This window comes from Rhodococcus sp. NPDC059968, from assembly GCF_042738615.1.
In the GTDB taxonomy this organism is placed as follows: Bacteria; Actinomycetota; Actinomycetes; order Mycobacteriales; family Mycobacteriaceae; genus Rhodococcus_F.
This window is the reverse complement of record NZ_JBHWUE010000024.1, coordinates 77,475-94,486: the sequence shown is the minus strand read 5'-3', so window position 1 is coordinate 94,486 and position 17,012 is coordinate 77,475. Positions and strand designations below refer to the sequence as shown.

General features: G+C 63.1%; 17 protein-coding genes. 16 read left to right on the top strand and 1 reads right to left on the bottom strand.

The features are described from left to right. From ACFWAY_RS20780 to ACFWAY_RS20710, 15 genes are all read left to right on the top strand, one after another. A partial coding sequence (locus ACFWAY_RS20780; protein WP_378511925.1) for a cyclase family protein occupies positions 1 to 795 on the top strand: 795 nt, incomplete at its 5' end. Beyond that, positions 792 to 2,009, top strand: coding sequence for an acetyl-CoA hydrolase/transferase family protein (locus tag ACFWAY_RS20775; RefSeq protein ID WP_378511924.1), 1,218 nt, complete (start codon positions 792 to 794; stop codon positions 2,007 to 2,009). The genes ACFWAY_RS20780 and ACFWAY_RS20775, both read left to right, overlap by 4 nt. Further along, a complete protein-coding gene (locus tag ACFWAY_RS20770) occupies positions 2,006 to 3,013 on the top strand; it encodes a phosphotransferase family protein (RefSeq protein ID WP_378511923.1) in 1,008 nt (335 codons plus the stop codon). Before ACFWAY_RS20775 ends, ACFWAY_RS20770 begins: the two co-directional genes overlap by 4 nt. Then, positions 3,010 to 3,390, top strand: coding sequence for a hypothetical protein (locus ACFWAY_RS20765; protein WP_378511922.1), 381 nt, complete (start codon positions 3,010 to 3,012; stop codon positions 3,388 to 3,390). The genes ACFWAY_RS20770 and ACFWAY_RS20765 overlap by 4 nt, the downstream gene beginning before the upstream one ends. 21 nt (positions 3,391 to 3,411) lie before the next feature. Next, positions 3,412 to 4,557, top strand: a complete 1,146-nt coding sequence (locus tag ACFWAY_RS20760; protein WP_378511921.1) for a hypothetical protein — start codon at positions 3,412 to 3,414, stop codon at positions 4,555 to 4,557. Between the two features lie 446 nt (positions 4,558 to 5,003). Further along, positions 5,004 to 6,170 carry a substrate-binding domain-containing protein gene (locus tag ACFWAY_RS20755; protein ID WP_378511934.1) on the top strand — a complete coding sequence of 389 codons (1,167 nt, stop codon included), beginning with the start codon at positions 5,004 to 5,006 and terminating at the stop codon, positions 6,168 to 6,170. Continuing rightward, the gene (locus ACFWAY_RS20750; RefSeq protein WP_378511920.1) at positions 6,167 to 6,976 is read left to right on the top strand and encodes an ABC transporter ATP-binding protein; all 810 of its coding nucleotides are present in this window, start codon (positions 6,167 to 6,169) and stop codon (positions 6,974 to 6,976) included. The genes ACFWAY_RS20755 and ACFWAY_RS20750 overlap by 4 nt, the downstream gene beginning before the upstream one ends. Further along, positions 6,976 to 7,734 (top strand): ABC transporter ATP-binding protein, encoded by a 759-nt coding sequence (locus ACFWAY_RS20745; protein WP_378456086.1) that lies wholly within the window; start codon positions 6,976 to 6,978, stop codon positions 7,732 to 7,734. The genes ACFWAY_RS20750 and ACFWAY_RS20745 overlap by 1 nt, the downstream gene beginning before the upstream one ends. Further along, a complete protein-coding gene (locus tag ACFWAY_RS20740; protein WP_378456087.1) occupies positions 7,731 to 8,621 on the top strand; it encodes a branched-chain amino acid ABC transporter permease in 891 nt (296 codons plus the stop codon). The genes ACFWAY_RS20745 and ACFWAY_RS20740 overlap by 4 nt, the downstream gene beginning before the upstream one ends. Next, on the top strand, positions 8,618 to 9,793 hold the full coding sequence (locus ACFWAY_RS20735; RefSeq protein WP_378511919.1) for a branched-chain amino acid ABC transporter permease: 1,176 nt from the start codon (positions 8,618 to 8,620) through the stop codon (positions 9,791 to 9,793). The genes ACFWAY_RS20740 and ACFWAY_RS20735 overlap by 4 nt, the downstream gene beginning before the upstream one ends. 65 nt (positions 9,794 to 9,858) lie before the next feature. Continuing rightward, positions 9,859 to 10,341 carry a VOC family protein gene (locus ACFWAY_RS20730; RefSeq protein WP_378511918.1) on the top strand — a complete coding sequence of 161 codons (483 nt, stop codon included), beginning with the start codon at positions 9,859 to 9,861 and terminating at the stop codon, positions 10,339 to 10,341. 423 nt (positions 10,342 to 10,764) lie between these two features. Beyond that, complete coding sequence (locus tag ACFWAY_RS20725; RefSeq protein ID WP_378511917.1) at positions 10,765 to 11,088, top strand: hypothetical protein; 324 nt, start codon at positions 10,765 to 10,767, stop codon at positions 11,086 to 11,088. A gap of 328 nt (positions 11,089 to 11,416) precedes the next feature. After that, positions 11,417 to 11,758: a helix-turn-helix transcriptional regulator gene (locus ACFWAY_RS20720; protein ID WP_005254327.1), complete on the top strand. Its 342-nt coding sequence runs from the start codon at positions 11,417 to 11,419 to the stop codon at positions 11,756 to 11,758. Between the two features lie 3 nt (positions 11,759 to 11,761). Then, on the top strand, positions 11,762 to 12,247 hold the full coding sequence (locus ACFWAY_RS20715; protein ID WP_378511916.1) for an SRPBCC domain-containing protein: 486 nt from the start codon (positions 11,762 to 11,764) through the stop codon (positions 12,245 to 12,247). Between the two features lie 99 nt (positions 12,248 to 12,346). After that, the gene (locus ACFWAY_RS20710) at positions 12,347 to 12,925 is read left to right on the top strand and encodes a dihydrofolate reductase family protein (RefSeq protein WP_378511915.1); all 579 of its coding nucleotides are present in this window, start codon (positions 12,347 to 12,349) and stop codon (positions 12,923 to 12,925) included. 63 nt (positions 12,926 to 12,988) lie between these two features. Here the strand turns inward: ACFWAY_RS20710 and ACFWAY_RS20705 are convergent, their stop codons facing one another. Next, complete coding sequence (locus ACFWAY_RS20705; RefSeq protein ID WP_378511914.1) at positions 12,989 to 13,384, bottom strand: dihydrofolate reductase family protein; 396 nt, start codon at positions 13,382 to 13,384, stop codon at positions 12,989 to 12,991. Between the two features lie 339 nt (positions 13,385 to 13,723). Between ACFWAY_RS20705 and ACFWAY_RS20700 the strand changes: the two genes are divergently transcribed. Next, the gene (locus tag ACFWAY_RS20700; RefSeq protein WP_378511913.1) at positions 13,724 to 16,999 is read left to right on the top strand and encodes a protein kinase; all 3,276 of its coding nucleotides are present in this window, start codon (positions 13,724 to 13,726) and stop codon (positions 16,997 to 16,999) included. The last annotated feature ends 13 nt before the right edge of the window (positions 17,000 to 17,012 follow it).

Below are 17,012 nucleotides of genomic sequence, written 5' to 3'. Positions count from 1 at the left end.
GCCGCGGGCTTGGTCGCCACCGGACAGACGCTTTCACTGGCCCAACCTCTCGGCCCGAAGACACCTGCGCCCGGCCACCGGCAGCAGCCGTCGCGGTTCATGAACCGCGACGCCGGCGATTACGCGCTCGGCGCACGCACGCCGGGAGGATTCAAATTCGCGGAGGACACAGTGCAATTCGCGACGCACAGTGGTACTCACGTCGACGCACTATCCCATGCGTGGTCGGGGGACGAACTCTACAATGGGCATTCGTCTGCCCTCATCAGAAGTACGCAGGGCGCACAGCGCTGCGGCGCCGAGAAGCTCGCACCTGTCGCCACCCGTGGCATTCTCGTCGACTTGGTGCGCGCATCCGGTCAGCCGCTCGCCCCGCAGACCGCGGTCGGCCCGGAAGACCTCGAGCGTGGCATTTCGGAAGCCGGCGTGTCGGTTGAGCCGGGAGACGCTGTATTGATCCGGACCGGGTGGTGGGAATCGAAGGGATCGAGCGACTCCTACTTCGCGGACGAACCCGGCATCACCGAAGAGGCCGCCCGCTGGCTCGCAAGCCGTGACGTGGCGTTGGTCGGTGCGGACAATTACGCCGTCGAACAGCAATCGGCTGAACCCGGCTTTCCGGCACATCTGGTGCTCCTCCACCAGTTCGGCGTGCCGCTGATCGAAAACCTGGATCTCGCGGAACTCGGGGAGGCGCTGTCCGTCCTCGACCGTTCGACGTTCTTCCTATTGTTCGCTCCGATCCCCCTCGTCGGCTCGACCGGAACTCCGGTGACGCCCGTGGCGGTCCTGTGAACAGCAACTGGCCTGCCGATCTCGTCCGGCCCGGAGACCTGGTTGTGGTGGCGCAAGGCGTCGGGGAGCCGACGCCACTGCTCAATCAGCTTCTCGCGGCCTGCCCACGCGACGTCGAGATCTTCGTCGGACTCAGCCACAGCGATGCGCTCATAGGATCTGCGCCGCAGCGTCCGCTCGTGTCCTTCGGCGCAATGGGGCCGCTCGGCAAGCTCGCGGCCACCGGCCATGCCGAGGTAATCCCCTGCAATTTCGACGACCTGCCACGCCTCTTGCCTTTGCGTGCCCAGAGCAACCTCGTTCTCCTGATGCAGGTGTCCCCTGCTGATTCGCACGGATGCTACGGCTTGGGAATGGCGATGGATTACACCTACGAACTGATCGCGGAAGCACGGACCGTGGTGGCCGAGGTCAATGCCGCGATGCCGACCACTTCCGCGCCTACACTTCCGGCCTCCACGTTCGATGCCGTTATCCACACGTCCCGGCCTCTTCCCATTGTGCCCACACCAGCAGTAAATGAAGATCACCACGGAATCGCCAGGCATATCCTGCCGCTGATCCCTGACGGCGGGACCATCCAACTCGGCATCGGCGCGGTCCCCTCAGCCATCGGGAAGGCGCTGACCGCACGCCGCGGATTGCGTGTTCGATCGACCCTCGCCGGCGATTGGCTGCTGGATCTGCATCGCGCTGGATCACTCTGCGAAGAGCCCGGTTCGGTCATCATCAGCGAGGCCGCGGGCTCCGAGGAACTGTACGAGCACATCGCCGCGTCGACAGCGTGGGTACGGCCGGTCGCCGAGGTAATCGGTCCGGCAGCCGCAGCGTCGATCCCGCGACTGTTCGCAGTGAACTCGGCACTGCAGGTGGACCTCACCGGTCAAGTCAATGCCGAAGAGATCGACAGCAGATATTTGGGAGCCACCGGCGGGCAAGCAGAATTCCTGCGGGCCGCTCAGCGCTCGCCCGGCGGGGCCTCGATCGTCGCGCTCGCTGCGACGGCAAACGGCGGTCGAACCTCCCGGATCGTTCGACAGTTGCAGCCCCCGACCGTCACGACGCCGCGAACGAGCATCGACTTTGTGGCCACCGAGTTCGGCGTCGTCGATCTCAGAGGACGGACTCTGCGCGAACGCGCCGAGGCGATGATCGCGATAGCGGCGCCTCAGCACCGATCGAGCCTTCACGAACAGAACGGACACCAACGATGACAGCACCATCCGAAATTGACGACCGTCTCACCAGATTCCTGTCCGACCAACTGGATGGGGTCGGTGCTCGAGTAGTAGGCCTGAACCGCATCGGTGTCGGTAGGTCCCGGGACAATTGGGTGTTCGACCTGGTGACCGACCGCAATGGCACCGAGCATTGCGAGCCGTTGATCCTGCGCAGCGACCCGGACGGAGGCTTGGTCGACACAGACCGCAACGTGGAGTTCGCGTTGCTCGGCATACTGGAGAACAGCGATCTGCCAACCCCGGCTGCCCGCTGGCTCGACGCCGACGGGCGATGGCTCGGCCGGCCCTCGCTCATCATGCAGCGGTGCCCAGGGGACTGCGATTACCGGGTGCTGTCGGACTCGCAACGCTCGATCACTCAGCGGCGGGCGCTTGCCGAAAGCTTCTGCGAACTAATGGCGCAAGTCCACAGCACCGACTGGCAGGCACTCGGATTGTCGGCTGTACTCGATGGTTCCGGCCAGCTCGGTGCGCCCGCCGAACTCGACGCCTGGGAGAAGGTTCTGCGTCAAAACCAGCTGGAGCCTTTGCCCGAGTTGGATTTTGCGATTGCCGGACTACGAGCGTCAGCACCCGAACCGGCTCGCATCGTCCTGGTCCACGCCGATTTCAAACCCGGCAACATTCTGTTGGACGGTGATCGGATTACCGCACTGCTCGATTGGGAGTTGGCTCATCTCGGCGACCCGCTCGAGGACCTCGGCTGGGTGACGCAGCCGCTGCGCAGGGTGGAGCACCTGATCGACGGAGCGTGGGATGCCGACGACCTGATCGCGCATTACGAGCGAGCCACAGGATTCGTGGTCGACCACAGCAGCCTTCAGTGGTGGCAGACCTTCTCGACCTTCAAGACCGCGGTGATGCAGGTCAGCGGTCTGCGATCGTTTCTCTATGGCCGTAGTGACGAGCCATTTCGCCCCACCCGCCGGGTGCTTTCGACATTGCTCGATTTCGTAGTCAAGGAGGATTTCCGATGAGACCGACCATTCACGAGCAATTGTCCGGAGTTGATCGGCTTCTCGATCTCGCTGACGAATCCCATTCGCTTCCGGCCGAGACGTCCGAACTGCTGAGCAACGCCCGCCGACTGATCAAGCGGATTGCCACATCGTGGGACACAGCATTGCCCTTCCTCCTGGACGACAACGCTCGGCTCACCGAACTCCTGGACGCCGGGGTCGAGGCGCAGGCACCTGTCCCGACCGACCTCACAGCCGTCGCCGCGCGAAACGAGGAGCTACGAGGATCGTTGGCTCAGCTCATCTCCACCATGCCCAGAAACCCCGAGTGTCGACAGCGTCGGGCCGAGATCGGACGTTACCTGCAGTGGCGGGTTGCTACCGATCCCACCTGACAGCCAGCAAGGAGAACAAACGTGAACGCACTATCACCAGAATCGATCTCCGGCGACAAGCACTTGGCCGAACAGTTTCCGCTGTCACCGATAGATGACTATTTCGTCCACCAAACCCCGGATCCCGTGCGGGTCATGTGGACAGGGGATCCCCGGGCGTATGAGCGCCACTGGGTGGTGATCCACGACGACACCGGCGAGTTACTGATCGCCACGGGCGGCAGCCTCTATCCGAACCTCGACCGGGCCGAGGCCTACGCGATCGTCAACTCGAAAGGTCGACATACCACTGTCCGGAGTTTCCGCTCGATCGGCGCGGATCGCACCGACCTGCGTGTGGGACCGATCGTGCCCACGATTGTTCGCGGTCTGCGGGAGTGGCGATACGTCCTCGAGCCGAACGAGTGGGGGGTCAGCTACGATTTGACGTTCCACGACACCACTCGGCAAGTCTTTCGCGAGCCGTTGTCGGACTCTGCGCGCGGCTTTCCGGCTGGCCGCCGCAACGATGTCACCAGCGGATTCGAATGCTTCGGATCGGTGACCGGATGGGTCGAGATCGACGGCGAACGAACCACTTTGGGTCCGAATGCTGCAGGCACGAGGGATCGCCACTGGGGCACCGGCCGCGGCGTCGGGGGACCGGAGTTGTCCCTGGGAGGCCGCCTGCACGTAGGGACCAACGGCAACGCCTTCGTGGCATTTCCGGACTGGGCGCTATGGGGGGACCGACTGTTCTACCCGTTCGGCGACTCGACATCGGGTTCGACACGAGTTTTCAAGCCCACCCGCCGGCTCCGGTTCGAGCCGGACACGGACATCTTCGTCGAAGCCATCGTCGACTACGAGTTCGATGACGGCAAGCAAGTCCAACTCCACTACGAGCGGGTAGGTCAGCAGACGGCCTATCTTCGATGCGGAATGTACGGCGGCACGCCGGATCGCGATATCCACCAAGGCGGTTATGACGGCCCCGACCTGACCGAGGGTGAAACGTATGATCTGAGCCGACCGGAGACCCGGATCGGCATCCGCGGCCTCAACGAGCATCTCTGCCGTGTCACACGTGATGACGGCCAGACCGCTCTCGGGATATACCAGACTATCGACCCCGTGGCCTATGAAGTGTGCATGTCGGGCAGGAAGGGCTGGAACCTCCTCGTCTGAGAAGCGCTCCGGTGCGCTCCACCCTGCCTTCGCCTTCGAGTGCAGGGTCGGGCGTCCTGGTGGGCAAATGTCGCAATACGACTCCCCTGCAACGGTTTCGGTGCTCATCGCTGCGCCATTCCGACTGCGCGGCCACGGCTTTCGCGGCCAGGTCAAGAGCTGTGCTGCGCACGTCCTGCGCTGCATCAGGCCGGGACGGTAGGGGCTCGGACGGCCGAAACTTCTCGAAACTCTTGACTTCAGCCATCCGGCGCGACATTCTGATAATCGAAATGCGTTTCGAGTCTATGAACTTTGAATCTCCCATGGCCGTGGCGAACCAATCCAAATTTGGTCGAAGACCATGAGATTGACCAGTTCCGACGCAGCATTGAGCGGTTTCGACCAGTCGCATTCCTCAGTTGCCGGCATTTCTTGCGACGAGAATCTTCCTGAAGGGGCAAATTGTGGTGATTTTACGAGGTGCGCGTCGAGGCGCGTGTGTACTGTCCGCAGCGTTGCTGGCGTCAGTCGGTTTGGTCGCCTGCAGTTCAACGGGTTCCGGCGCATCAGGAGATGCGATCAGAGTTGGCGTGACAACGTCGCTTACCGGATCATTTGGTACCTACGGAAACATGATCAAGGACGGGTTGGAGGCCGGCCTGTACTGCAGTACCGACGGAACCAACGAAGTTGACGGCAAGCCAATCGAATTCGTCTACGCCGATGACGGCGGCGATCCAGAGCAGACACTCGCTGCGGCCACCAGGATGGTTGGTGACGGGATAAACATCCTCACAGGCACCACATCGTCCGCCGCCGCGCTCCAACTCGGGCACTTCGCCGAGCAGCAGAATCTCCTGTACATCTCCGGTGCCGCGGGAATCGATGACGTCACCGGTCTGAACGCCAACACTTTCCGTGCCTCGCGACAGGCGTATCAGGAAGCGGCTGCCCTGAGCAGCGTGCTCGAGAAGAACAATAACAAGACGGTAGTGCTTGCCCAGGACTACGCATTCGGACAGAAGTACGCCTCTACCATCACCGGCATCCTCGAATCGAGCGGATCTGAAGTAGAAGAAGTGCTTGTGCCTTTGGACACGAATGAGTTCACTCCCTACGCGCGGCGAATCAGCGAGTTGAAGCCCGATCTACTGATTGTTGTGTATTACGGCGATGGGGCTCCGTCCATGTGGCAAGCGATGTCGCAACAAGGGATCTTGGACACGACCACGGTGGCGAGCGTGCTGGTCGAGAAGCCACACTGGTCCATCTACGGTGATGCCGCCGAGAAGATCAACTTCGTGACGCACTATTACCCCGGCGCACCAGGTGGCGAAATGAACGAATGCCTGACCGAGCGCGTACCTGATGCGGACCTGTCCACCCACGACGGCTTCGTGGCTGCTCAGCAGATCGTGCACGCAATCTCCACTGCGGGCCCCGACGACGTGGAAGGCATGATCGAGGCACTCGAGGGGTGGTCATTCGAGGCACCGAAAGGACCTATGACAATCCGCTCAGGTGACCACGCCCTACTTCAGGATATGTACATTGTCTCGCTCAGTGACAGCGATGGCGAATTGGCCGCCCACACCGTCGGAAACGTCGGTAGCGAGGCAGCGAAACCATGAAGAATACCGCAGCGCCGGCCCGAAGGGGGCCGGCATCACAGGCACTGGGTCCGGCGATGGAGTATGTGCTCGAGACAGTTGATCTCTCGTGGAGTGTAGGTGGATTCGCCATCGTCAGTGATGTCGGACTCCGTGTTCGGCGTGGCGAGTTTCTCACCGTTATCGGGCCGAACGGGGCCGGCAAGAGCACGTTGATGAATCTCCTGTCAGGGGTATATCGCCCCTCATCGGGTTCAGTCCACTTCGATGGTCAGGACATCACCAAGATGGGAGCCGCACATCGTGTCCGGCGCGGCTTGGGACGGACGTTCCAGACATCGAGCCTGTTTGCTGGATTGACGGTCCTCGAGAACGCACGGTTGGCGGCCCAGGCTGCGCTGGGTGGGAGCATGAACCTTTGGGGCAGGCCATCGGCCCACGATCGAGCCACTGAGCGTGCGCGAGAGCACCTCGAAGAGGTCGGCCTGCACGACATGGGCGGAAACATCGTTTCCGACCTACCGTACGGAGACAAGCGGAAGCTCGAGATAGCCCTCGCGTTGTGCGCGCGCCCGCGCGTCTTGCTCTTGGACGAACCGACGGCCGGCGTCTCCGCCGAGGATGTCCACGCGCTGATCGACGTCGTACGGGCGGTGCACGACTCGGGCCGTACGGTGGTAATGGTCGAGCATCGAATGGATCTGGTTCTCGACGCGTCAGATCGTATTGCCGTCATGCAAGACGGCGGTCTTCTCCTGTGCGATGAGCCGAACGCAGTGATGTCCGATCCGCGGGTCCAAGCCGCCTACCTCGGGCCGGAGTTCTGATGTCCGCCGGCGACGCGGCCCTGTCCGTGCGAGACCTTCAGGTGCACCGCGGCGAAGCACATGTGCTGGAGGGCGTGTCATTCGAGGTACGTCCACGTCGTGTCACCGCACTGCTCGGTCGCAACGGTGCGGGGAAGACGACAACTTTGATGACAATTCTCGGTTTGCTCGAGGGCAGCGGCAGCATCAGGCTCTACGGCGAAGAGACCTTGGGCGTGCCGACCCACCACCTGGTCCGCCGAGGTATCGGATACGTGCCCGAGGACCGCGAGGTATTCAGCACGTTGACTGTCGCCGAGAATCTTCGATTGGCCGCTCGGACACCGGAGGCGACCCAACGACTGGATCTCGTACACGAATTGTTTCCAGACTTGCTGCGCCGGAGCGCTCAGCGGGCGGGAGCGCTGTCCGGAGGCCAGCAGCAGATGGTGGCAATCGCGCGTGCCATCCTGAACCCGAACCGCTTGCTCCTCATCGACGAGCCGAGCAAGGGATTGGCGCCCATCGTGGTCGGCCAGGTAGTCGAGGCTCTGGCGAAGGCTGCCAGCGCCACCACAATCTTGCTGGTCGACCAGAACATCCGAGTCGCGCAGCGCCTGGCCACTGATGCGATCGTACTGGACCATGGCGCAGTTGTATTTACCGGTTCGATGGAGGATCTGGCCGCAGATGCGGATCTCACGCAGCGCTACCTCGGTGTCGCACCGTCTTCCCGCGACAGCAACACGATCGGGACCGAAAAGGGGTCGGCACAATGACAACACTTATCGTCCTCACTGCTACCAGCCTCGGACTCGCGGGCCTGTATTTCCTCCTGTCTTCAGGGCTTTCCCTGATATTCGGCTTGATGGACGTCTTGAATGTTGCGCATGCCGCCATCTTCGGGGTGGGCGGATATGTGGCCTGGGTCGTCATGGACCGGTTCGACTTGATAGATTCCCTCGCTGCACGTTTCGCTGTCGCCATAGTTGTCGCGGTCATATTCGGATGCGTTCTAGGATATTTCGTAGAGCGGACGCTGATAGCGCGCAACTATGGTGATCACCTCACGCAGATCCTTATCACGTTGGGGCTCGCATTCGTCGTGGAGGGTCTCATCGGCGGTATCTTTTCGTATTCGCCGCAATCGATCGCACAGCCGGCCTGGTTCACCGACGTCACGGTGATCCTCGGTGGACGCATTCCCAACAGCAGAATCCTTATCTTCGGCATATCAGCCTTGGTGCTGGTGAGCTTGCTGTTCTTCATGAAGAAGAGCAAGTATGGGTTGATCATCCGCGCAGGTGTCGAGAACAGGCGGATGGTTCAGGCGCTGGGAATTGATGTCGCGCGGAGCTTCACCTTCGTGTTCGTACTGGGCGCAGCCTTGGCCTGCCTGGGTGGCGCGCTGGGCGCGGTCTACTTCACGGGAATTACTCCTGCACTCGGTCCGAATTTGTTGATCTTCGCTTTCATCGTGGTGATTATCGGCGGACTCGGATCTATCGGCGGCACCGCCATCGCTGCCGCTCTCGTCGCCTTTACTCAGCAAATCGTGAACTTCTACGTAAGCACCGGACTGGGCGACATCGCGGTCGTCGGTCTGCTTGCGGCTGTGCTATTACTGCGCCCACAGGGCTTGCTCGGAAGGGTTGCATCAGCATGATTCCGTTATCCGGTACCCAAACAGAGTTGCCCGTCGATCGTGGTCCGGGAAAAATGCGTCCGAGTCGGATTTCCGTCGGGGCGCGAGTGGGCCTCACGGTCGTTCTCGTTTTGGCTGCCCTACCGATGTTGGATGTTCCGATTCCGATCCTTCTCCCCGGACAGTTGTCGAGTTCTGGTTCTCTGCTCATCTTGTCGATTGGCCTCGTGTTCGCTGGTGTCGCGATATCTTTCGACGTCGTATTTGGATACACCGGCCTGCTGAGCGCTGGTCATGCCCTGGTTTTCGCTCTGGGAATCTACGCAACCAACCTACTGATGCACGCAGGCCTGGGGTATTTTTCCGCCGCAGCGCTCGCCATCGTGCTGTCCGGGCTGGTCAATACCGCGCTGGGAGCGATCGCCCTTCGCGTGAAGGAAGTCGCCTTCACAATGGTCACACTGGCGTTCGGCGAGGCCTTCTATATCTTGCTCCTGGTAGATCCTGTGGGGATTTTCGGCGGCGAGGAGGGCCTGCCTGTTGCCTTCAAGCAGATCCCCGATCTGCTCGCGAGCGCCCGCGATGTCCGCTGGCTTTACTGGCTATCGCTTGCATTCGCCGTCGTCGCCTACCTTCTGGCATGGATGGCGACGCGGTCTCGTTGTGGCCAGGTTTGGCAAGCGATCCGCGAGAACGAGGATCGGGTCGAAAGTCTTGGGTTGTTGTCGTACAGCTACAAGCTGGTTGCATATGCTTTCGGCGGCGTGATCGCGGCGGCAGGCGGAGCGGTTTATCTCTTGGTTGCGCGTGGCGCCAATCCATCCAGCGCGTCAGTGCATTTCAGTCTTGCATTGATCGTCATGGTGGTACTGGGCGGACGCGGCCGGATCTGGGGTGCAGCGATCGGTGGCCTCGTATACGGAATCCTCACTTTGCGGCTGCCCGAGCTTTCTACTTCCGGCGTCCTCGACGGCCTACCTGAATGGGCAAGTCGCACAGTGTCCGAACCGCTCTTCGTCCTCGGATTTCTGTTTATTCTGATCGTGCTGTTTTTTCCAGATGGCATAGTCGGTCTTGTCGACCGTACCAACTCCTGGCTCCGGACAATGCGACCGCAGAACATGAATGAAAATGCACGAATTCTGCCTCCGGATGAACCGATTGGAGTGGATGAGATCAGGAAGAAGCATTAGGAGAAGGCAGGTTTCGCACCGCCTTCCCGGCGTCCAATTTGCTCGCAGTCCCGAAAGGAACGCAAATGGAATCACCGAACGTCTATCACTACGGAATCCTCGTCAGAGACATCGACAACGCAATCAAGCTGTACGGTCAGCTTTTTGGGCTTACCTTCCACGAGCCGACTGAAGTCCATCTCAATAGGCTGGTCGATCCCGACGAACACGAGTTCGATCTGCGAGTTACATATTCTCAACAAGGACCCCCCTATATGGAACTGCTCGAAGCCAAGGGTGACGGAGTTTATTCCGCTGGTCACGGGGAGGGCGTGCATCACATCGGCATGTGGGACCCGAAAATCGATGAAAACAAGAAGCGGTATCTCGATTCCGGAGTGGAATCGGATGGCGAGGTTTTGAACCCCGATGGAACCACATTTGCGTGGTACACGAACCCGAAGACTACCGGCGGGGTTCGCTTCGAGTTCGTTGATGAATCCGCACGGGAAGATCTCGAGAAATGGATTCAAACCGGGGTAATGGGGCCGGGCGGTTTCGTCGTCTGAGGCCAATCGCCTCCCGGGTTTGTTCCGATAGTCGACCGGACCGGTCGCTACTCGCGAGAGTGGCGACGCGGTCCGGTGCCAATTGGACGCGTGGTCCTCGCGCTCGATTGCCGAGGTGCGGCCGGCGAATCGGAGTCGGACGCTTGCACCAGCGGGCCTGGCCCCCTGCGAAACAGGTCCACTACACGCAGAAAGCTGAAAGTCGCTTATCAAAAAGAGTTAGCACTCGCCTCGCATGAGTGCTAACTTCTTTGAAGGGTCCAGTCACAAGCTGGATACCACTCTCGACCGAGTCGTGACTGCCGCCCACTAATCGGCCTCGACACCGTCGTCTGAGTTCGTCAACTGACAGTCCCCGAGAACGCTTCGGTCGTGTGACGCGGACATATGCCCGCCGACTCGTCAACCGCGCGAAGGAGGATCATGACCGCCACCGTCCCCCGCGGCTCACGTGCCGACAACGGCGTGTGCTCCTCCGGCAGCGAGGAGGTATGGACGCGGCATGGTTCACGGTTACCTGCCGTGTCGATCATCCTGGGGGCGCTCTCCATTGGTTCGTTCTGGGTGGTCGGACTCGGCTTCGCCCTGGGCGTGGCAGCGGTCCTCTGCGGGGCCATCGCCACGTTGCGGTCCTCGGTGGCCGACGACGAGGCCGCATCCTTGCGAGCATTGCTGGGCGTCGTCGCCGGCGCTGCGGGGATCACCGTCTCCGCGATCGCGCTGTTTCCTATGCTGGCGTTCATGTGAACCGTCAAGCTGGCTCTGCAGCTTGGGGGCATGACCCTTCCGCCAGGACAAGAGAGGTTCGGCGCAACCGGATGTCGACAATGTAGCGAACCACGCCAGCCCCCGGATGAGTGTGCACACCGACGTGAGATCCGCCGACCCGCCCGCTCGTCCGGCTACCGTTTCCGGGTATGGGGACCACCTTCCACTAGCTGAGTCCGTGGCCGCACTGTCCGTTGCGTGCCGGTGAGGTCCTCGTCAACGCCTCCGGGGCATGCGACCTCCTCGCTCGCATCCTGAGAGTCGAAGCGACCTTGCGCATACAACCGATCGGTTGTATGTTCTGGTTGTGTCAGAAACAGATGAGGACCAGGCCGATGCCCTGTTCCACGCGCTTTCCGACCGAACGAGGCGCGACATCATGCGTCGCGTGCTGGCCGGCGAGCATTCCGTCTCGGCACTGGCAGCGAAGTACGACATGAGCTTCGCTGCGGTACAGAAGCACGTCGCCGTCCTCCAGAAGTCCGGCTTACTCGTCAAACGACGCAGCGGCCGTGAACAACTCGCCACGGGCGATGTGGAAGCAGTTCGCGCGGTGTCGTCCATGCTCGCCGAGCTGGAACAGGTCTGGCGTGGGCGTATCGCACGCATCGACGAACTGATCGCAACGCAACCCCAACGGAAGGAATGAACGATGCCTGTCACCAATGTCAGCCACGACACGGATGCGCTGACCCTGACCATCATCGCCGAGTTCGCCGCGCCCCCAGTGCGGATCTGGCAGATCTATGCCGATCCTCGCCAACTCGAGAAGATCTGGGGTCCACCGACGTACCCGGCGACGGTGGTCGACCATGAGTTCACCCCCGGCGGTCGGGTCACCTACTACATGACCGGACCCGAGGGCGACAAGCATGCGGGGTACTGGAACATCATCTCCGTCGATGAGCCGACCGGCTTCACCTTCACCGACGGATTCGCCGACGCGGATTTCACCCCGATCGAATCGATGCCGGTGTCCACCAACGAGTTCTCCTTCGAGGACCGGGACGGCAGCACCGTCGCCACCTACGTCAGCACCTACGCAACCGCCGAAGGTCTCCAGCAGGTGCTCGACATGGGCGTGGTGGAGGGTGCCTCGCAGGCGATCGGCCAGATCGACGACCTCATCAAGGGTTGAAGCCGCCGGTGACGCTGTGGCCGGTCCGACGGCGATGAGTTTCGCAGTGGTTCCCAGTCTGTACCTGTACCGATCACAACCGCACTCGAGGAGAACGACATGACCGCGACCTACACCTTCGACGTCTTTTCCAGCCTCGACGGCTACGGCGGCATCAGCGGCGGCGATTGGGGCGGCTACTGGGGCAAGCAAGGCCCCGAGTTGCTCGACCACCGCCTTGCCTTGTACGAGGCGGAGCAGCGGATGATTTTCGGGGCCAACACGTATCGGGCATTCACGCAGATGCTGGCCTCGAGCACCGAGGAGTCCGAAGTGCGTGACCCATGGGTCACCCGGATGAGGAGTCTGCCGGCGACCGTGGTGTCGACGACGCTGGAAGGACCTCTCGACTGGCCGGACGCGACCGTCGTGAGCGGTGACGCCGTCGACGTCGTCGCCCGGCTCAAGCGGGAGTCCGAGGTGCCGTTGCGCTCGCACGGCAGCCTGTCGATGAACCGGGCGCTGATGGCCGCCGGCCTGGTCGACCGCCTGCAGGTGACGCTCTTCCCTGTGATCACCGGTCAGACCGGTGATGACCCGATCTTCCAGGGTGCGGCCGACTTCGACCTGGAGCTGCTCGAGAACAGGACGCTCGACGGTCACATCCAAGAGCTCATCTACCGCCCTACCCTCCATTGACCTCACTCCATCGCGGGTCGAGTCGATGGGCCGTCACGCGGGGTGAGGGCGCCGTCGGAGGTGTCAGTCCAACTCACCGCGGGCGCGCCGGTAGCGCTCGTAGATCACACGCGAGCCGAAGGTCCCGGTCTCGATCAGGTCGAGCGGGACGTCTTCGGTGACCGGCGGCAGGAACGGCGTGCCGCCGCCGATGACGATCGGATTGCGGAAGATGCGCAGCTTGTCGACGAGGCCGAGCTCGATAGCCGCCGCGGCCAGGCCGGCGCCGCCGATCGAGACATCCTTGCCGGTCGCGTCGAGCGCCGCAGCGGCCTCCTCGGCCAGTGTTGCCTCGGCGAGCCGGGCGTTGCCCCGGACGCCGTCGAGTGTGCGGCTGAAGACCGCCTTCGGGATCGCGCACCAGACGTCGGCGAACGCGGCCTGAGCTCGTTCTCGCGCAGAGACGGATCCGTCTCCCATGGCAGCATCGTCTGGTAGAGCCCGCGCCCGCACAGGTAGCCGCCGAGCTCGCGTGTCTGCGTGGTGTGGAAACGAAACTGTTCGTCGTCGGGAACCGTCCACCCGAACGCGCCCTCACGGTCGGCGATGAATCCGTCGACGGAGACGCTCATCGAGTAGATCAGCATGGCTTCCTCATCGCCGTGGGCGGTCCAAGCGATCGTACGGCCATGTTCGGCGCCACACTGAGATTCCTGAAGCGGACGGTGACCGGCGGCGATATCCTGGGGTACGTCGTCGAGAGGTGAGCAGTGTGGCATTTGTCGGCAGTGCCTCGAGCGGGATGAATCGGTGTAGCCGATGACTGATGTCGATCCCTTCGCGACGCAACGCGACGTGTCCGGTTCGGTCACGGCGGAGCTGGCGGCGGCCGGATTCGAGGATTCCCAGGAGATCGGTCGCGGCGGATTCGGCATCGTGTACCGGTGCACCCAGGCGGCCCTCGACCGCACCGTGGCGGTCAAGGTCCTCACCGCCGACCTCGACGAGGAGAATCGGGCACGGTTCCTGCGGGAGCAGCGCGCGGCCGGCCGGCTGACCGGTCACCCCAACATCGTCAACGTCCTCCACGCCGGTGTCACCGAGAACGGCCGGCCCTTCATCGTGATGCCGTACCACGCCGAGGGTTCTCTCGACGAGCGGATCCGCCGCCACGGACCGCTCCCAGTGGACGAAGCGCTGCGTCTCGGGGTGAAGATGGCCGGTGCCCTGGAGACCGCGCACCGGCTCGGGATCCTTCATCGCGACGTCAAGCCCGGGAACATTCTGCTCACCGATTACGGCGAGCCTGCGCTGACGGATTTCGGCATCGCCCACATCGCCGGCGGGTTCGAAACCACGGCCAGTGTCGTGACGTGTTCGCCGGCGTTCACCGCCCCCGAGGTGGTGGCCGGCGAGCCGCCGAGTCCCGCCGCGGACGTGTACGGGCTCGGCGCCACCTTGTTCGCTGCGATCACCGGCCATGCGGCGTTCGAACGCCGGAGCGGTGAGCAGCTGATGGCACAGTTCCTGAGAATCACGTCCGAGCCGGTTCCGAACCCGCGCGAGCACGGCATTTCCGAGGACATCAGCGCCGTCATCGAACATGCCATGTCCGCCGAACCCGGCGCCCGCCCGTCCGCCGTGGAACTGGGTCGGCAACTCCGTGAGTCCCAACTTCATCACGGCTTCCCGGTCGACGAAATGGCAATGCATGCCGAACCGGGTGCAGTGCCGAGCGGAACAGCCGTCGTGGGCGCGCGTTCCTCGGAAGAGGGCGCGGGGCGTCGGCCGTCGTGGTCACCGGCGGACTCGGGCCGAACGGGTGGACTTCCGCTGGAGCTGACCAGTTTCGTCGACCGCCGCACCGAACTGGCCGAGGCGACGAACCTGCTGGCTACGTCGCGGCTGGTGACGTTGACCGGAATCGGCGGGGTAGGAAAGACCCGGCTTGCCGTGCGTGCTGCCACCAAGGCGCAACGGAACTTCTCCGACGGTGTGACGCTGGTGGAACTGGCCGAGCTGCTCGATGATTCGCTGATGGCGGGGGTGGTGGCGGCCGCACTGGGGCTGCGCGACAAGTCGGCGCGCCCCTCGCACGAGGTGCTCGTCGAATTCCTCGCCCCGCGGGAGCTGTTGCTCGTGCTGGACAACTGCGAGCAGGTGGTGGCCGCGGCCGCGAAGCTCGCTGAAATCCTGCTTCGCGCGTGCCCTCGGCTGCGAATTCTCGCGACGAGTCGCGAACCGCTCGGGATCGGCGGGGAAACGGCGCTCCTGATCCCCCCACTGCCCGTCCCGGATCCCGATCACCTGCCGAAGGGACTGCCCCGCAACGATGCGGTCACCCTGTTCGCGGAACGCGGCGCCGCCGCTGTCCCGGGATTCGAGCTCACCGAGGACAACAAGGTCACCATCGCCCGAATCTGTCAGCGGCTGGACGGGCTGCCGCTACCGATCGAGCTGGCGGCGGCCCGGCTTCGCGCGATGACGCCCGACCAGATCTTGCAGCGCCTCACCGACCGCTACCTGTTGCTTACTCGCGGCAGCAGGGACGCGCCGTCGCGGCAGCAGACGTTGAGAATGTGCATCGACTGGAGTTACGACCTGTGTACTCCTGTGGAACGACGAATGTGGGCGCAGCTCTCCGTGTTCGCGGGCAGTTTCGAACTCGAAGCTGCGGAACAGGTCTGCGATGGTGACGACGCCGTCGACCTCCTCGATACGGTGACGTTCCTTGTCGACAAGTCGATCCTGACGAGAGAAGAGTCGGGTAGCGCGGTGCGGTTCCGGATGCTCGAGACCCTGCGCGCCTATGGGCGGGAAAAAGCGCAGGAGACTGGCGACTACACCGAGCTTCGCTGTCGGCACCGTGACTGGTGTGAGCGGCTGGCGGTCGAGGCGGAATCCGACTGGATCAGTTCCCGGCAGCTCGCGTTGATCGCCAGACTGGGTCGAGAACAGCCGAATATCCGTGAGGCGCTGGATTTCTGCGTGTCCGACAGTCCCGATGCTGGGCTTCGGATCGCTGCCGCTCTGTACCCATTCTGGCTGTCCCGTGGTCTGTTCAGCGAGGGGCGGCGGTGGCTTGGTCGCCTCCTTGCTCGACAGCCATCCGAGCCCACGAGCGATCGCGCCAAGGCGCTATACGCCGGCGCTGTACTGGCCGGAGTGCAGGGCGACATTCCGGTGTCGGACACACTGGCGGAGGAAGCGCAGTCGCTCGCCGCTCGGACGACCGACCCGGAGGTGCGCGCGCACCTCGACCACGCGATCGGATACGCGGCACTGTTCGGGGGGCGCCTTCTCGACGCGCGCGCACATCTCGGGAAGGCCGCCCAGGTGTTCACGGCACGCAACGACGTCTTCGAGGTCGCCGCAGTCGTGGGCCTCGGCATGACGCACGACTTCTTGAACGACACGGAACGGGCCATCGAATGCCATGAGCGCATTCTCGCGATCACCGAGGCACAGGGCGAATCGGTGTATCGGTCGTATTCGCTGTGGGCGCTGGCTGTCGCGGTGTGGCGGCTCGGGGAGAGAGCACGGGCGGTGCGGCTCCTCGGGCAGGCGCTCCAGCTCGACCGCCGGGTGAACGACCGGCTCAATGCCAGTGTGTGCGTGCAGGCCCTCGCGTGGATTGCCGCCGACGAGCAGAACATGGATCGGGCGGTCTTGCTGATGGGAGCGGCAGAGGCGCTCACCCTGTCGGTGGGCAGTTCGACGGTGTTGGTGCCCGGCCTGAACGTGTACCAGGACGAGTGCGAACACCGGACCCGAGGGGCGATGAGTGAGCAGGCATTCGCCGCCGCCCACAGGAAGGGTGCGGCGCTCGGTTTCGACGCAGCCGTCGCCTACGCTCTGGGCGAGCAGGTTTCGCCCTCTTCGACGTCCTCCGGTCCGTCGCCCAAGCCGACGAAGCGGGAGCGTGAGGTTGCCGCACTCATCGCCGAGGGGCTGACCAACAAGGAGATCGCCGCTCGACTGGTGATCTCGCCCCGCACCGCCCAGGGGCACGTGGAACACCTCCTGACGAAGCTGGGATTCAATTCCCGCGCGCAGATCGCGGCGTGGGTCGTGGAATCGCAGAGCGAGGGTTGATCAGGGCGAGAGC

What these genes read in the sequence shown, in the direction of transcription:
- ACFWAY_RS20710 (WP_378511915.1), top strand. Translation starts at nt 12,347, where the DNA reads ATGACCGCGACCTACACCTTCGACGTCTTTTCCAGCCTCGACGGCTAC.
- ACFWAY_RS20700 (WP_378511913.1), top strand. Translation starts at nt 13,724, where the DNA reads ATGACTGATGTCGATCCCTTCGCGACGCAACGCGACGTGTCCGGTTCG.
- ACFWAY_RS20745 (WP_378456086.1), top strand. Translation starts at nt 6,976, where the DNA reads ATGTCCGCCGGCGACGCGGCCCTGTCCGTGCGAGACCTTCAGGTGCAC.
- ACFWAY_RS20725 (WP_378511917.1), top strand. Translation starts at nt 10,765, where the DNA reads ATGACCGCCACCGTCCCCCGCGGCTCACGTGCCGACAACGGCGTGTGC.
- ACFWAY_RS20735 (WP_378511919.1), top strand. Translation starts at nt 8,618, where the DNA reads ATGATTCCGTTATCCGGTACCCAAACAGAGTTGCCCGTCGATCGTGGT.
- ACFWAY_RS20740 (WP_378456087.1), top strand. Translation starts at nt 7,731, where the DNA reads ATGACAACACTTATCGTCCTCACTGCTACCAGCCTCGGACTCGCGGGC.
- ACFWAY_RS20730 (WP_378511918.1), top strand. Translation starts at nt 9,859, where the DNA reads ATGGAATCACCGAACGTCTATCACTACGGAATCCTCGTCAGAGACATC.
- ACFWAY_RS20715 (WP_378511916.1), top strand. Translation starts at nt 11,762, where the DNA reads ATGCCTGTCACCAATGTCAGCCACGACACGGATGCGCTGACCCTGACC.
- ACFWAY_RS20765 (WP_378511922.1), top strand. Translation starts at nt 3,010, where the DNA reads ATGAGACCGACCATTCACGAGCAATTGTCCGGAGTTGATCGGCTTCTC.
- ACFWAY_RS20705 (WP_378511914.1), bottom strand. Translation starts at nt 13,384, where the DNA reads ATGGGAGACGGATCCGTCTCTGCGCGAGAACGAGCTCAGGCCGCGTTC.
- ACFWAY_RS20770 (WP_378511923.1), top strand. Translation starts at nt 2,006, where the DNA reads ATGACAGCACCATCCGAAATTGACGACCGTCTCACCAGATTCCTGTCC.
- ACFWAY_RS20750 (WP_378511920.1), top strand. Translation starts at nt 6,167, where the DNA reads ATGAAGAATACCGCAGCGCCGGCCCGAAGGGGGCCGGCATCACAGGCA.